At 40.2% G+C, this 16251-nt stretch carries 12 protein-coding genes; 8 read left to right on the forward strand and 4 right to left on the reverse strand.

The window, feature by feature from the left end; genetic code table 11:
- Nucleotides 1-389 precede the first annotated feature (389 nt).
- The 7 genes from AC4CUY_RS19110 to AC4CUY_RS19140 all read left to right on the forward strand — a co-directional run bounded on the left by AC4CUY_RS19110 (nt 390) and on the right by AC4CUY_RS19140 (nt 7534).
- The gene (locus AC4CUY_RS19110) at nt 390-3227 is read left to right on the forward strand and encodes a monovalent cation/H+ antiporter subunit A (protein WP_336953706.1); all 2838 of its coding nucleotides are present in this window, start codon (nt 390-392) and stop codon (nt 3225-3227) included.
- Nucleotides 3228-3230: 3 nt separating this feature from the next.
- Nucleotides 3231-3596, forward strand: coding sequence for a Na+/H+ antiporter subunit C (locus AC4CUY_RS19115; protein WP_336953705.1), 366 nt, complete (start codon nt 3231-3233; stop codon nt 3594-3596).
- Entirely contained in the window at nt 3596-5398 is a 1803-nt protein-coding gene (locus AC4CUY_RS19120) for a monovalent cation/H+ antiporter subunit D (RefSeq protein WP_419327974.1), read from the forward strand. Before AC4CUY_RS19115 ends, AC4CUY_RS19120 begins: the two co-directional genes overlap by 1 nt.
- Nucleotides 5399-5920: a Na+/H+ antiporter subunit E gene (locus tag AC4CUY_RS19125; protein WP_336953703.1), complete on the forward strand. Its 522-nt coding sequence runs from the start codon at nt 5399-5401 to the stop codon at nt 5918-5920.
- Nucleotides 5917-6192, forward strand: a complete 276-nt coding sequence (locus AC4CUY_RS19130) for a monovalent cation/H+ antiporter subunit F (protein ID WP_004816687.1) — start codon at nt 5917-5919, stop codon at nt 6190-6192. The genes AC4CUY_RS19125 and AC4CUY_RS19130 overlap by 4 nt, the downstream gene beginning before the upstream one ends.
- A 23-nt stretch (nt 6193-6215) precedes the next feature.
- Nucleotides 6216-6596 carry a Na+/H+ antiporter subunit G gene (locus AC4CUY_RS19135; protein ID WP_419328028.1) on the forward strand — a complete coding sequence of 127 codons (381 nt, stop codon included), beginning with the start codon at nt 6216-6218 and terminating at the stop codon, nt 6594-6596.
- 311 nt (nt 6597-6907) lie between these two features.
- The gene (locus AC4CUY_RS19140) at nt 6908-7534 is read left to right on the forward strand and encodes a riboflavin synthase subunit alpha (RefSeq protein WP_490774585.1); all 627 of its coding nucleotides are present in this window, start codon (nt 6908-6910) and stop codon (nt 7532-7534) included.
- 44 nt (nt 7535-7578) lie between these two features.
- On the opposite strand, the gene AC4CUY_RS19145 is transcribed toward AC4CUY_RS19140, so the two are convergent.
- Together AC4CUY_RS19145 and AC4CUY_RS19150 are read right to left on the reverse strand one after the other, a co-directional pair.
- On the reverse strand, nt 7579-8469 hold the full coding sequence (locus AC4CUY_RS19145; RefSeq protein ID WP_336953701.1) for a metal-dependent hydrolase: 891 nt from the start codon (nt 8467-8469) through the stop codon (nt 7579-7581).
- A gap of 565 nt (nt 8470-9034) precedes the next feature.
- A complete protein-coding gene (locus tag AC4CUY_RS19150; RefSeq protein ID WP_490774586.1) occupies nt 9035-9388 on the reverse strand; it encodes a winged helix-turn-helix transcriptional regulator in 354 nt (117 codons plus the stop codon).
- Between the two features lie 90 nt (nt 9389-9478).
- Between AC4CUY_RS19150 and AC4CUY_RS19155 the strand changes: the two genes are divergently transcribed.
- On the forward strand, nt 9479-10027 hold the full coding sequence (locus AC4CUY_RS19155) for an NAD(P)H-dependent oxidoreductase (RefSeq protein ID WP_490774587.1): 549 nt from the start codon (nt 9479-9481) through the stop codon (nt 10025-10027).
- A gap of 74 nt (nt 10028-10101) precedes the next feature.
- Here AC4CUY_RS19155 and AC4CUY_RS19160 read toward each other — a convergent pair whose 3' ends face one another.
- The gene (locus tag AC4CUY_RS19160) at nt 10102-11523 is read right to left on the reverse strand and encodes an FAD-dependent oxidoreductase (RefSeq protein WP_004725441.1); all 1422 of its coding nucleotides are present in this window, start codon (nt 11521-11523) and stop codon (nt 10102-10104) included.
- A 90-nt stretch (nt 11524-11613) separates the two neighbouring features.
- Complete coding sequence (gene gltB / locus AC4CUY_RS19165) at nt 11614-16089, reverse strand: glutamate synthase large subunit (protein ID WP_336953698.1); 4476 nt, start codon at nt 16087-16089, stop codon at nt 11614-11616.
- Nucleotides 16090-16251 lie beyond the last annotated feature (162 nt).

The following is a 16251-nucleotide window of genomic DNA, read 5'->3' on the forward strand; positions in this document are numbered from 1 at the left end:
GTCTTTTATACTCCTTTCTCAAATCATGAATATATTCACGTTCATATTCATTGTTGTATAAAATTCAATACAACATAGATTGATTGTTACAGCATGATTTTCAAGCAGCAAAAAGTCATATGAAGCGTATAATTACAAATGTTTGCGTAAAAAACGACAAAATAAATTGATGTTATTCTACTCATGTAATAAGATGAAAAAATCAATTTAAATTAGATTTTTCAATGCAAATTGATTTTCTAATCGCTTTCTCAAGTTGCGCAACACAACTCATTTTTTAATTACTAATTTAATTCGGCTTTCAAGATTTAAGTTATTGGACTGTTCCTTGCATTCCTCAAATCCTTGAAAGATAAGATTCACATAGGTTTCACGACCTATTCACGACAATGGATACGCGTGTGCTTCCGATTATTATTCTTTTACCATTAATACTTGGCACTATCGTTGTTCTGTGGCTGAAGCAATTCTCTCGCGGGGTAACAGCTTTAGGGGCAATCGGGGTCAGTTTAAGCAGTTTTATCCTGCTACTGACTCAAGCGAAAACAGTATTAAGTGGACAAGCCGTTTTAGAGCAGTGGCAATGGCTACCTCAAATTGGTATTGATTTTAGTTTCCGATTAGATGCTTTAAGTTTAATTTTTTCATTGCTGATCACGGGGATCGGTACACTGATTTATATCTATGCCTATTATTATCTAAACCCGAAAAATTCTCTGAGTAAGCTCTATGCATTGTTGATGCTGTTTATGGCCGCAATGTTGGGCATTTCTTTGTCGAATAATTTAATTATTTTATTGGTTTTTTGGGAATTGACCAGTATTTCATCGTTCTTGCTAGTGGGCTATTGGAGTAACTACGACGCTGCGCAACGTGGTGCACGGATGGCGCTGACCATCACTGGTATGGGTGGCTTAGCCATGCTGGGTGGATTTATTCTGATTGGTCAAATCGCAGGAACCTATCAAATTGACCAACTCACCATGATGGCGAGTACAATTCAAAATAGTGGTTTATTTGTTCCCGCTTTATTGTTGATTTTATTGGGTGCGTTTACTAAAAGTGCGCAATTTCCCTTCCATTTCTGGCTCCCCAATGCCATGGCAGCACCAACCCCTGTATCCGCCTATCTGCATTCAGCAACTATGGTAAAAGCAGGGATTTTTCTGGTTGCACGCTTATTGCCAATCTTTGTTGGCTCGGCATTGTTCCATAATCTTGTCACCACAATTGGTCTGCTGACCTTATGTATGGCGGCATTTTTTGCCATCTTTAAAGAAGATTTAAAAGGCTTACTGGCTTATTCAACCATCAGTCATTTAGGCTTGATCATGTGCCTTTTGGGTATAGGTTCACCTTTAGCCGTGGCTGCTGCAGTTTTCCATATCATCAATCATGCAACCTTTAAAGCGGCATTATTTATGCTGGCGGGGATCATTGACCATGAGTCTGGTACACGTGATTTAAGAAAGTTAAGTGGACTATGGCAATTTCTTCCATTTACAGCAACATTAACCATGATTACCGCTGCAAGTATGGCCGGTGTACCTTTGACCAATGGCTTTATCTCGAAAGAAATGTTCTTTACTGAGCTATTGGCAAACTTATCTGGTGGCTATGTTGTGTTGGCAGCGATTATCGCTACATTGGCAGGTTTATTTGCGGTTGCTTATTCAGTTCGTTTGGTACATGGTGTGTTTTTTGATGGTGATGTGGGGCGTGATGTTCCCAATAAAAATGCCCATGAGCCGCCAATCGGTATGCGAATTCCAGCAATCATATTGGCAACTTTATGTATTTTAGTGGGGATCATTCCTGCGCTGTTGGTTGAAAACATTGTCAATGCCGGAACACGCGCATCAACACAAATTGCAAGTTTTGAAGGGGTTCATTTAGCCATCTGGCATGGCTTTAATTTACCGTTACTGATGAGCGCAATTGCCTTAATTGGTGGCGTAATTTTCTATTTCGCCATGGCCAAAGGCGGGCGAATTCGTGAAATTGATCTTGATCCACGCTTAGGTCGTTTCCAAGGCAAATTATTATTTGAAGATTTCCTTAAAAATCTCCTGCTGATTTCACGCAAAATTAAGAAAAAAACTGAAACTGGCTCATTACAGAACTATTTATTGTGGATTTTGGCCTTAAGTATTGCCGTGGTTGCCACACCATTGATCAACCAAAATTTAACGACAGGAACACGTGAACTCACACATGCACCCTTTACTGCAATCGTGCTGTGGTTGTTATTGTTCTCTGCCTGCTGGATGATGCTGTGGTTTCACCATGAACGTATCAAAGCGGTTCTGATTAGTGGTGCAATTGGTTTGGTCGTGACAATGATTTTCATCACTCTCTCTGCGCCAGACTTAGCACTGACACAAATTACCGTGGATGTTGTCACAACAGTTCTGCTATTGATGAGTTTATCACTACTTCCTCAATTAACCCCTTATGAGTCCAGCCAAACACGTCGTTGGCGTGACGCAATCATTGCAATTGGTGGTGGTATTGGTATCGGTTGGATTACATGGTTGATCATGACACGTGATCATAATTCGATTTCATGGTTCTTTGTTCAGCAGTCCATTCCTTTAGGTGGCGGCTCAAACATCGTCAATGTCATTTTGGTTGATTTCCGTGGTTTTGATACATTTGGTGAAATTGCTGTATTGGGCATCGCAGCCATTGGTGCACTATGTATGATGGATGGAATGCGGGCACATGGCACCACCATCACTCAAGGTCTGAGCTATCGCTTCAATCCATCTCCGTTGATGTTCCGTATGACGGCTTCATGGGTACTACCGGTTGCACTTGTGGTAAGTCTGTATATCTTCCTACGAGGACATAATTATCCTGGTGGTGGTTTCATTGCAGGCTTGATTACCTCTATGGCATTGGTCATTCAATATATTGCGATGGGACAAGATCATGCTGAAAAAATGCTACGTGCTCAATCGGGTCGTTTATATGAAATCTGGATTGGTTTAGGGCTGATCATTGCTGGAATTTCAGGCCTTGCATCTTGGTTCTGGGCACGTCCATTTCTCACCAGTGCACATGTTTATGTGGAATCAGGACTGTTTGGCAAATTCCATTTTGCCTCTGCTGCTGGTTTTGATCTTGGCGTATACGTCACGGTTGTTGGTGCAGCAATGCTTCTCATTTCTGTTTTAGGCGACTCCAGACATTCAAGTATGTCTGGTCCAGTACCCAAGGAGTAATGCATGATCAGTTTAGAATTTTTAATTGCATCTGCGATTGGATTATTGGTTGCCTCAGGAATTTATCTCATTCTTCGTGCCCGTACCTTTCCTGTTGTTCTTGGATTGGCAATGATTGGCTATGCAGTCAATATTTTCCTGTTTGCAATGGGAAGAATACAAATCAGTTCACCTGCAATTTTAACTCAAGCGACCAAAGTCACTGACCCTTTGCCCCAAGCCTTGGTATTAACTGCAATTGTTATTGGCTTTGCGACAACTGCTTTTATTGTTCAGTTAGCATTACGCAGTCGTTATGAGTCAGGAACAGACCATGTCGATACCAAAGAGGAACCGAGTAATTTTGACCCACGTGAGGATGAGCCATAATGACCAGCTTTTTAGATTTTTGGTATGCTCACTCTCCAATCCTGAGTATTTTGATTCCTGCATTTACAGGCTTTTTGCTGATTTTATTAGGCAATCCTGGTTCTGGTGCTTTAAAACATGATTGGCGCCAACCTTGGCGTCGTGGCATTAGCTTAATTTCGGTTATCCTTGGACTTGCCACTGCTATTGCTTATCTTATTCAAGCCAATACAGGGAAAATCTTTGTTTATCAACTCGCTGAGTGGTCGGCACCTTTTGGGATTGTCTTGGTACTGGATCGCTTATCCGCGTTAATGTTGGTGCTCACCTACACTCTTGCAGCGCCTGTATTATGGTTTGCCAGCAAAGAATGGGACGAACGTGGTCGTTATTTTCATGCCATGTTTCATCTTCTGTTAATGGGGTTGAGTGGTGCATTCTTAACAGGTGACTTATTTAACCTCTTTGTATTTTTTGAAATATTACTAATGGCATCTTATGTCTTACTGTTACATGGTCAAGGTAAAGCCCGTTTTCAATTAGGTATTCACTACGTCACCATCAACTTACTGGCTTCTGCCCTATTCCTCATCGGTTTAGGCATGATTTATGGCAGTGTGGGCAGTTTGAATATGGCGGATGTCGGCCGTTTATTACCAACCTTGGAACATGATCAACATCGTCTTGCTATAGCAGGTGGTTTGCTTCTATTTGTTGTATTTGGCATCAAAGCAGCGATGTTACCTGTGGGTTTCTGGTTACCAAAAACCTATGCTGTTGCCGCGACACCCGTTGCTGCTATTTTCACTATTATGACCAAAGTAGGTGTGTATGCAATTTTACGGGTCAATGGCACTGTCTTTAATGATGAACTTGGTCAAACGATCTTTAGCAATTACTTATTACCAATTGGTTTAGTAACTTCATTATATGGTGTGATTGGTGCGCTTGCAGCTGAACGCTTACGCCGCTTTGTTGGCTTTATGGTGTTATCCTCAGTCGGAACGATTTTAGTTGCCATTGCCATGTTTAACATAAAAGCATGGACGGCTGGGTTATATTACCTCGTTCACAGTACCATCATTGCGGCCTCATTCTATTTGCTTTGTGGTTGGATTACCTCACAGCGTGGCGCATTCAAAGATCATCTCAAAGTGGCGCCGAAGATGAAGCAAGATAAAGTCATTGCCATAACGTTCTTCCTCATCGCTTTGATAATGGCAGGTTTACCACCATTTAGCGGTTTTTTAGGTAAAGTATTAATCTTACAGGCAACTGCAAATTTGGCTGCGCAAGGTTGGATTATTGCAATTATCTTGATTGTGAGTTTTTTAAGTATTGTTGCATTTACGCGCGTCGGATTTATCTTATTTTGGCGAGCAACAACACCTGAGGACAATCCGAAAGAAGATGCTTATAAAGCCTATCAAGCTTTACCCGAGCAAGCCCCTGTACGTAACGACAAAAGCGTTTACCTATTACTGGCAGGACTGATTGCCTATGTGGTTTGTGCAGCTCCGATTTTAAATTATGTTGAAAAAACAGCGTTGCAAATTTCTGATACATCTATTTATCAACACAGTATTTTAAAAATGGATGGGCATGGAGAAACCATTAGTGTACAGCCCTTCGATCCAAACTATGTCCCTGAAACAAAATACAACGGTGAAATGATTGATCAAAATGCACACTATATTCCGTATATTATTAGCCCTGAAACCTTAAAAGGTGAACATATTTCTGAATTTAAACAACGTCAAATTCAGGGACAAGAACAGCAACAACATGTTGAAAATACTCAACTTAAGCCAATGGAGCAATAAATGCAAAATAAATCATTATTCGCTCGTATTTTGCCCCATCCTTTTGTGTCGGTAATTGTGGCAATGAGTTGGCTCATGTTGAATCATAGCGCTGAAAGTTTTGATATTGTTGTAGCGATTAGCTTGGGATTACTCATCCCTAAACTGATTCAACCTTTTATCATTCATACGCCCAATATTCATTGGAAAAGCGCCATTCAATTATTTTTTGTGGTGCTATGGGACATCGTCATCAGTAATATCAAAGTTGCTAAACAAGTCTTAGGTCCAACCAAAAATCTCACCCCGAAATGGTTTCGAGTTCCTTTGGAAACCGACCATGAACATGTCAATACTTTATTGGCGATGATCATTACCACGACCCCAGGTACAGTCAGTGCTGGGATTGATCAAGAACGTGGTGATATTTTGGTTCATGCACTAAGTTGTGATGATGTAGACGCAGAAATTCAAGCGATTAAAGCCCGCTATGAAGTTCCTTTAATCGAAATCTTTGACCTGCAACGAGGAGCACGTTCATGAGTATTTTACCTTATGCACTTGGTATTTGCCTGCTCGCAGTGACCATCTCCATGTTGTTATGTTTGGTCCGTTTGGTGATGGGCCCTTCTATCGTAGATCGATTACTGGCATTGGATACATTGTTTTTAAATGCAACCTGCTTAGTTGTCATTCTTGGCATTTATTGGGCAAGTACCTCAATGTTTGAAGGCGCATTATTGGTTGCAATGCTGGGCTTTGTTTCAACTGCTGCACTGGCTCGTTATTTTACAACGGGTCATGTGGTTGATTAAGGAGAAAGTACATGGAAAATAATATGCAAATTGTCATGGAAATCATCGTTTCATTGTTCTTGATTGTTGGTGCGTTTTTTACTTTGGTGGGTGGCATAGGTATGGTCAAATTACCAGACTTATTTATGCGTCTACATGCACCGACCAAATCCAGTACCTTGGGTTTAGGCAGTTTTTTAATCGCGGGAATGATTTACGCAGCATTTAACAGTCGTTTAGGTTTTGCAGAGTTATTGATCACACTGCTTGCCTTTATTACAGCTCCCGTATCGGCAAATTTGATTGCGCAGGCAGCAATTCATTTACGTCTACGTTCAACCTCTGGTGATGTACCTGAAGCGATTAATCGTCCTTTACCATGGCAACGTCAAAAAATCATAAAACAGTTTAAAGATAAGATTTAATTCATTTTCTGACTGATTGTTGATTGGTTGGTTGGCTAAATTAAATTGGACTGAGTCTAGGTACATACTGACTTAGTCCAATTTAAGCCACAATCAAGCTTAGATCGTCTGAAATACATTATCATCAAACTATATAAACTTTTCACTATAAAATAAGTCTTTGCAATCCTTACTGCTATATTCATTCTCTTTTAAAAAGTCATCTAAGTATGATGTTAGGCTCTTCTATACAACATAAATCTAAAATTCAGCCCTAGTCCTCTTCAATGAAATCTGTACAATAAAAATCAGCTAAATAAAAGAGATCAGCGATGTATACAGGTATCGTTCAAGGCTTAGAAAAAGTTGTAAACATCCAACAAGGTGATAATTTTACAACCCTTTATATTTCCAATGAAAAAGGCTTTTTAAATGATGTTTTTATTGGCGCCAGTGTCGCAATCGATGGTACATGCCTAACCGCAACAAGTTTTGATGCTGTTGCAAATATAGCCTCATTCGATGTTTCAGCATTGACCACGTCTCTCACCACATTACAATTTTTAAAAATTGGTGATGAAGTCAATATCGAAAGATCTATCAAAGCTGGCATGGAAAACGGTGGGCACAATATTTTTGGGCATATCGAAGGTATGGCAACCATTAAAGATGTGGTTCATACCGGTGAAACACTACACATTGATATCGTTATTCCAGATGACAATATCAAATACTTCTTTAAAAAAGGCTTTATTGGACTGCAAGGTTGTAGTTTAACAGTCAATCGTGTGGATCGGAAAACCAATGAAATTTCAGTGGATTTAATTCCAGAAACCTTACGTTTGACGACATTTAAACATGTCCAAATTGGTGGCAAACTCAATTATGAAATTGACCAAATGACCCGCACTATGGTCGATACTTTAGAAAGTATCCATCAACGTCAGCAAGAAAACTAAAAGAGCCAATCATATAAATTAGCCCTTTGATCTAAAGCATTGTCTTAACTATATAACGGCAGGTGCACTTCTTCTTGGAAACTTTCCATTCCATAATCATCTGCCAGCTTTTCTTTCCAATACGCCACAATCTTCGAATAATCAATTTCATCCGGATGAAAGTCAGATTTGTAATAAGATAAATATTCAGGAATCAATGAAATCAACATTTTAGAAATCATATATACTCCAAAGATATTTTGCGGCACTTTTGGTAGACTTTTTCTCCAGTCTTGCATAAACAAACGGGTAGCCGAATAAAACGTTAAACTTGCAAAACCCGTAGTCACATTACGCATTACTGTACGACGAGTACGATCATCTTTATAAATCGCCTGATATACATCAAATGCCACTGCACGATGCTCAATTTCTTCGATTGCATGCCATACCCAAAGCTTAACGGCATCATCATCTAGAGTGCTTAAAACTTCAGGGTGACGAAGAATATAGCCGCCCAATAATGCAGTAAAATGTTCAAAAGCTGCGGTAACAGCAAGTTGTAATTTCGGATGTACACTTTTAATCAGTGTATCTCGACGCGCCAACCATGCTTGGAAACTGTCTAAGTTATAATCATCACGGCGCCATGCATCATTGAATTCCGTATGGGCTTTGGAGTGCATGGCCTCTTGACCAATAAATGCTGCAATTTGCGCTTGCAATTTTTCATCCGTGATTTTGTCACGTACATTACGCACACTATGTACAAAGAACTGCTCACCAATCGGAAATGTTGAAGAAAGCGCAGTCAATAAATGTGACATCACAGGAGAATTGGCAAAAAAATGTCTGCGAATTGCTTTTGGGTTAAAGCTTGGTTTACGGACTTTGATACCAATAGCTTTAGGACGATTTAAATATGATTTTTCTGCCGTCGCTTGAACTGTTGACATAAGGATAATCCTACATTTGTCTGAATTTAAGCTATATTGGCACAATCTCAATATTTGTATATTGCAGAATCATCCACACAGTTGACCTAAAATATCATTTTCAAGAAAACACATGGCTCAATTAAAAATCCAAAAAAATTAAAAATATAAGATATTGATAAAATTAAATTTATTAAAAATAAATATATTTATTATCTTCACAAAAAGTGCTTTATCGTTTACACAAAGCCTAAAATCGAGATTTATAAGCATGCTTTTATTGACTTAAATGACATTTTTCAATCAGATTGAATTATGTTTTAATTTTTAAAACAATCACATAGGATCCATTCAAAATTAGAACTCAATTTATAAATATTTATGCTTGCAACGTCATATAAACATTCAAAAAAGCATGTGTTTTATAGAACTCAAACAAACAGGATTCGTCTAGGAATTTTTTGTATAAAAAACAAATTGTTGCTTTAGTGTGATTGGCAAATTTTATGACCAAACCACTCTACTCATCGCCTTTTATAGCTGATTTAATCTTTAAAACTGCTTCTTTCAACGCCATCACTTTGAATTAGCTTTGCGCTGAAAAATCATGTGCCCAAGCAGATAAAGCGTCTAATACAGGAATAAATGTTTGACCAAATGCAGTTAATTCATACACCACTTTGACTGGAGGCTTGTCACCAAATACGGTTCTGGAAATAAAACCATTCTTTTCCAATTGCTTGAGTTGCAAACTTAAGGTCATTTCTGTGATATCTGGCATATCACGCTTAAGTTGATTAAAGCGTTTTGACTCCTCCTTTAGGTAATAAAGAATCACGGTTTTCCATTTCCCACCGATTAAATCCATCACCATACTAATCGGGCAATGATAGGTCTTATCGTGAAACGTCACTTCACAAGTGTTTTGTTCAATATTCATTTTTCAGCCAGCTATCAAAATGGATAGTTATTGTACATAAAAACTATAATATTTATATTCACTATAATTTTTATAGTTGGAAAAACCAAGATGGCATTACTGATTTTAGCACATCCCAGTTTTACTGAATCTGTCGCAAATAAAACCATTGTCGATGAATTATCAAGAACTCAAACTGATTTAGAAATTCGCCATATCCATGATTTATATCCAGATTATCAAATTGATATTGCTACTGAACAAAGTGCACTCTTAAGACATGAGCTGATTATTTTACAATGTCCTATGTACTGGTTCAGTATACCTGCCATTTTAAAAATTTGGTTTGATCAGGTATTTACCTATCAATTCGCCTATGGTTCCAAAGGAAACAAGCTTAAACATAAAAAGCTTTTGCTGAGTATGACCATTGGCCAACCTGAGCAGAATTTTAGTACGGAACAACAGCATTCATTATTGGAGAACTTTTTATCTCCAATTCAAAAATCAGCACTTTATACCGGAATGGAATATTTAGAACCTGTCTTCTTATACGATATTTCAACTGTTTTAGGGCATACACATGCTGAAATCAGAACTCGAGCAAAACAACATAGCTTAAAGTTAAATCATTATCTTCAAAATATTGACTCAGATTAATTTTTTGAGTTTGCTGCATTAAAAAGCCCGCATGACTGCGGGCTCTTAAATAGCTGTTATTTAGTATCTAAAAATTAAACATCAAGATAATCCAAAATTCCTTCAGCAGCTTCACGACCTTCCCAGATTGCAGTCACCACCAAATCAGAACCACGTACCATATCTCCGCCCGCAAAGATTTTTGGGTTAGAGGTCTGGAATTTAAATTGTTGTTTTTCAGCTGCAATGACTCGGCCAGAACCATCTAACCCAATATTTGCACCTGCAAACCATTCTGCTGGGCTGGTACGGAAACCAAAAGCCAGCAATACCGCATCTGCGGGTAAAACTTCTTCAGAGCCTGGAATCGGTTCAGGGCTACGACGACCACGGCTATCTGGGTCACCCAGCTGGGTAGTCACAACTTTTACACCCGTCACTTTACCGTTTTCACCGACGATTTCGATCGGCTGGCGGTTGAACTGGAAGTCCACCCCTTCTTCACGCGCATTCTTCACTTCTCGACGTGAGCCTGGCATATTTTCTTCATCACGACGGTAAGCACAGGTTACTGATTCTGCGCCCTGACGGATTGAAGTACGGTTACAGTCCATTGCCGTATCACCACCGCCTAGAACGATGACTTTTTTGCCCTGAACACTGATGTATTCAGACGGGTCTTTTTCCCATCCTTGTGTGCGGTTAACATTTGCAATTAAGAAATCAAGTGCATCATAAACACCATCAAAATCTTCACCTGCAAAACCACCTTTCATATAGGTATAAGTTCCCATACCCATGAATACAGCATCATAGTCTGCAAGCAGTTGGTCAATCGTAATATCTGTACCAATTTCAGTATTTAAGCGGAATTCAACCCCCATACCTGTGAAAATTTCACGGCGGCGTTTCATCACGTCTTTTTCCATTTTAAATTCTGGAATACCAAAAGTAAGCAATCCACCAATTTCAGGACGCTTGTCAAATACAACAGGTTTTACCCCATTACGCACTAAAATATCTGCACACCCTAAGCCTGCTGGACCTGCACCGATAATGGCAACTTTTTTGTTGGTCCATTTTACCGATGACATATCTGGACGCCAGCCCAAAGCAAAGGCGGTATCGTTGATATATTTTTCGGCATTACCAATGGTCACAGCACCAAAACCATCATTCAGGGTACAAGCACCCTCACATAAACGGTCTTGTGGACATACCCGACCACATACTTCTGGCAAGGTATTGGTTTGATGGCAAAGCTCAGCCGCTTGAAAAATACGTCCTTCTGCAATCAGTTTTAACCAGTTTGGAATATAGTTATGTACAGGACATTTCCATTCACAATATGGGTTACCACAGCCTAAACAACGGTGGGTCTGGTTTGCTGCAACTTCCGCTGTAAAAGGTTTATAAATTTCCACAAACTCTGCTTTGCGGACATTAATATCTTTTTTCTCTGGATCTTGGCGTGCTACATCCAGAAATTGAAAGTCATTATTCAGGCGTTCAGCCATGTCTCTCTCCGTGGGTGAGCGTGGATAACTTCATTCGCTTGTGTATATCTGCGAAGTTATCCACACCTACCTAAAATTTGAGTAGTGGAATTATTGTGGATCTGCTTGAGTTGTTTTCAAAAGCGTTTGTAAATTAGCCGCTTTTGGTTTCACAAGCCAGAATTTACGGCTATAGAAATCAAACTCGTTGCGAATCTTGTACGCCCAAGCACTACCTGTTTCAGCAATGTGTTCATCTAAGATACGAAGTAAGAATTCTTGATGTTCTTCCATCGCTTCTGTAGAAATACGGTTTAATTCAATCAATTCGTGGTTGTAGTAATCAACAAAGTCGTTATCCAAGTCAAGTACATAAGCAAAACCACCGGTCATACCTGCACCAAAATTGTGTCCAACTTTACCCAGTACAGTCACGATACCGCCTGTCATATATTCACAGCAATGGTCGCCTGCACCTTCAATGACGGCAAACGCGCCAGAGTTACGTACAGCAAAACGCTCGCCCGCTGTACCCGCAGCAAATAATTTACCGCCTGTTGCACCATACAAACAGGTATTGCCGATAATTGCCGTTTCTTGAGTTTGGAATGGTGAACCTTTTGGTGGGAAGATCGATACTCGACCACCTGCCATACCTTTGCCCACATAGTCGTTTGCATCACCTTCAAGGCTGATATGCAAACCACCAGCATTCCATACACCCAATGACTGACCCGCAGTTCCTTTTAAATTCACTTTAACAGGATGTGCTTCCATACTGAGGTTGCCATAACGTTTGGCAATTTCACCTGAGAGACGCGCACCAATTGAACGGTCACAGTTACCCACGGTAAAATGGAACTCACCACCAGTACTTGCTTCAATCGCTGGTAGCATTTCTGCCACCATTTTTTCGGCAAGAATACCCTTATCAAATGGTTCATTGCCTTGTACTTGGCAATATTGCGCTTTGCCTTCCGCAGATGGGTGTGATTCTAACAATGCACTTAAATCTAAATGCGCATGTTTATCCGTTTCACCCGGCAACATCTCAAGTAGATCAGTACGACCGATCAAATCTTTCAATGATGCAACACCTAAAGCCGCCAACCATTCACGTGTTTCTTCCGCAATAAAGTGGAAGAAATTAATCAGCATTTCTGGCTCGCCAATATAATGTTCTTGACGTAAATGATCTTGCTGAGTTGCCACACCTGTTGCACAGTTATTTAAGTGACAAATACGCAGATATTTACATCCAAGCGCGATCATTGGGGTAGAACCAAAACCAAAGCTCTCCGCACCCAGAATCGCAGCTTTTACTACATCTAAACCGGTTTTCAAGCCACCATCCGTTTGTACACGTACTTTACCGCGCAGGTCATTGACACGAAGTGCTTGATGCGCTTCTGAAAGACCCAATTCCCATGGTGAACCAGCATGGTGAATTGACGATAAAGGTGAAGCAGCTGTACCACCGTCATATCCAGAAATGGTAATGAAGTCTGCATAGGCTTTTGCAACACCTGCTGCAATTGTCCCCACTCCTGGCTCCGATACTAGTTTTACAGATACCATGGCTTGTGGATTGACTTGCTTTAAGTCAAAGATCAGCTGCGATAAATCTTCAATAGAATAAATATCATGGTGCGGTGGTGGTGAAATCAAAGTCACCCCTGGAACCGAGTAGCGTAAACGTGCAATTAATCCATTCACTTTACCGCCAGGTAACTGACCGCCTTCACCTGGTTTTGCACCTTGCGCTACTTTGATCTGTAACACTTCAGCAGAGGTTAAATATGCAGGTGTTACACCAAAACGGCCTGAAGCAATTTGCTTAATTTTAGAGTTACGGATGGTACCATAACGTGCAGGATCTTCACCGCCCTCACCTGAGTTCGAACGACCACCGATCGTATTCATTGCGATCGCAATGGCTTCATGTGCCTCTGGTGACAATGCACCTAAAGACATACCAGCAGAGTCAAAACGTGGCAGGATTTCTTCAACTGATTCAACTGCTTCTAAAGGAATAGAATGATCAGTTTTTAGTTTCAATAAGTCACGAATCGTCGCAATTGGACGTGTATTCACCAATTCTGCGTATTCTTTAAAGTCAGCATAATTACCTGAACGTACAGATTTATGCAACGCATTGATCACATCAGGATTAAATGCATGGTATTCCTTATCAAACACAAACTTGAGCAAACCACCTTGTTCAATTGGCTTACGTGCTTTCCAAGCAATGTCTGCTAGTTTTTTCAAGTCATTTTCAAGGTCAATAAATGTTGCACCTTTAATACGGCTTGGCACCCCTGTAAAGCACTTACTAACAACTTCTTCAGATAAACCTACTGCTTCAAATAACTGCCCACCACGATAAGATGCGACTGTTGAAATCCCCATTTTTGAAAGGACTTTAAGTAAACCTTTATCAATACCTTTACGGAAGTTCGCTTGGGCATGAATTGGATCACCTAATAATTCACCTTTAGCAATCAAATCATTGATCACATCGTAAGCCAAATATGGATAAATCGCAGTTGCACCAAAACCTAAGATTACGGCAAACTGATGCGCATCACGGGCAAGTGCTGTTTCAACAATGATGTTTGCATCGGTACGTAAACCTGCATTAATCAAGAAGTGATGAATTGCACCAGTCACCATTGCAGCATTTGCGGGTAAAAAGCCTTCACGGATTTTACGATCTGAAATGACCAATAAGGTTTTGCCATCGCGAATCGCCTGTGCTGCTTCTTCACAAATACGTGAGATTGCGGCTTCAAGACCTTCAGCCACAGGGTAATTCAAATCGATATCTGCAATTTCGTAACCTTTACGGCCAAGGGTACGAATCTGATGCATTTTAGAATTTGAAAGGACTGGGCTCGATACAATTAAACGATCTGCGTGCTCTGGGCCTTGTTCAAATACATTTTGCTCACGCCCAAAACATGTTTCCAATGACATGACGATTGATTCACGTAATGGGTCAATCGGTGGATTAGTCACTTGCGCAAATTGCTGACGGAAATAATCTGTCACATGACGTACTTGACGAGACAATACCGCCATTGGTGTATCATCACCCATTGAACCTACCGCTTCCTGTCCACTTTCAGCGATTGGACGAAGCAGTTGATCACGCTCTTCAAATGTGACCATGAACATTTTTTGAGCTGCTTTTAGGTCATCGCCTTTTAAGCCTTGATCACATAAATATTCTTCAAGCTCTGGACTACCTTGCAAGCGAACTGAGTTTTCACGTAACCATTCACGGTAAGGACGCATTTTTTTCAGATGATTGCTCACATCTTTGGTATCCAGCAATTTTCCAGTCAACGTATCAATTACAAGAATTTGACCAGGGCCTACACGGCCTTTAGAGATCACATCTTCAGGTTCATAACCCCACACACCAATTTCTGATGCCAAAGTGATATAACCATTTTTAGTAATCACCCAACGTGCAGGGCGTAAGCCATTACGGTCTAGCATACAAATTGCATGACGACCATCTTGGATCACCAGACCTGCTGGACCATCCCAAGCTTCCATATGCTTAGAGTTAAATTCATAAAATGCACGTAAATCCGCATCTAATGTTTCAACGTTTTGCCACGCTGGTGGAACAAGCATACGTAATGCACGGAATAGATCCATGCCACCACCCACAAGTAGCTCAAGCATATTGTCCATACTTGATGAATCTGAACCAGTACGATTTACAATCGGATTCAACTCAGTAATGCCTGGTAATAATGGGTTTTCAAATTTTGGTGTACGTGCTACTGCCCAGTTACGGTTTGCAGTAATGGTATTAATTTCACCATTATGTGCCAAATAACGGAAAGGCTGTGCCAATGGCCAACGTGGTAAAGTATTGGTCGAGAAACGCTGATGGAATACCACAATGTGTGAATCTAAACGTTCATCGGCAAGATCTGTATAGAATTCTGCAATATATGCAGGCATCATTAAGCCTTTATATGTAATCACTGTAGAGCACAGTGTTGTCACATAAAAATATGGATCTGTTGTTAATTGTTGTTCTGCACGACGACGTGCCATAAGTAACTTACGGTTAAATTCAACCTCAGTCACACCCATTGGGCAATTTACAAAAATTTGTTCAAATGCAGGTAAAGACTGCATTGCGATTGAACCCAATGCATCATTATTGGTAGGAACTACACGCCAACCAATGACTCGACAACCTTCTTCTTCAATTTCATGGGTTAGAATTTGCTTTGCATGGGCCGCAAGTGCTGGATCTAAATTTAAAAATATAGTCCCTACTGCAAAAATTTCACTCAGTGTAATGTCACTGATTTTTTTTGCTTCTTCACGGAAAAATGCTTTAGGCATAGCCAAGAGCAAACCACAACCATCACCGGTCTTACCATCTGCGGCAATACCACCACGGTGCGTCATACAGCTTAGACTATGAATTGCGGTCTTGACTAAGTCATGACTCGCATCACCCTGCATATGGGCAATCAAGCCGAAACCACAGTTATCTTTAAACTCATCCGGTTGGTATAAACCTTGAGCGGGAGCTACAGTGTTAGGCGATGGCATGTGCATAGCGTACCCTTCTTTCTACATAGGCCCATGGGAGGGCGAAAAACATTCGAACACTAAATTACGATTTTTAAGTATTTTCTTATCCCAAGTAAACCACTTAGACAGAATCGAATACCAGTCTGTTTTTACTTTAATTGCAAGATTGTTTTACAACTT

This window comes from Acinetobacter sp. 778_lipA (assembly GCF_058242985.1).

Coding starts and splice junctions, on each gene's coding strand:
- AC4CUY_RS19110 (WP_336953706.1), top strand. CDS start 390: ATGGATACGCGTGTGCTTCCGATTATTATTCTTTTACCATTAATACTT.
- AC4CUY_RS19115 (WP_336953705.1), top strand. CDS start 3,231: ATGATCAGTTTAGAATTTTTAATTGCATCTGCGATTGGATTATTGGTT.
- AC4CUY_RS19120 (WP_419327974.1), top strand. CDS start 3,596: ATGACCAGCTTTTTAGATTTTTGGTATGCTCACTCTCCAATCCTGAGT.
- AC4CUY_RS19125 (WP_336953703.1), top strand. CDS start 5,399: ATGCAAAATAAATCATTATTCGCTCGTATTTTGCCCCATCCTTTTGTG.
- AC4CUY_RS19130 (WP_004816687.1), top strand. CDS start 5,917: ATGAGTATTTTACCTTATGCACTTGGTATTTGCCTGCTCGCAGTGACC.
- AC4CUY_RS19135 (WP_419328028.1), top strand. CDS start 6,216: ATGCAAATTGTCATGGAAATCATCGTTTCATTGTTCTTGATTGTTGGT.
- AC4CUY_RS19140 (WP_490774585.1), top strand. CDS start 6,908: ATGTATACAGGTATCGTTCAAGGCTTAGAAAAAGTTGTAAACATCCAA.
- AC4CUY_RS19145 (WP_336953701.1), bottom strand. CDS start 8,469: ATGTCAACAGTTCAAGCGACGGCAGAAAAATCATATTTAAATCGTCCT.
- AC4CUY_RS19150 (WP_490774586.1), bottom strand. CDS start 9,388: ATGAATATTGAACAAAACACTTGTGAAGTGACGTTTCACGATAAGACC.
- AC4CUY_RS19155 (WP_490774587.1), top strand. CDS start 9,479: ATGGCATTACTGATTTTAGCACATCCCAGTTTTACTGAATCTGTCGCA.
- AC4CUY_RS19160 (WP_004725441.1), bottom strand. CDS start 11,523: ATGGCTGAACGCCTGAATAATGACTTTCAATTTCTGGATGTAGCACGC.
- gltB (WP_336953698.1), bottom strand. CDS start 16,089: ATGCCATCGCCTAACACTGTAGCTCCCGCTCAAGGTTTATACCAACCG.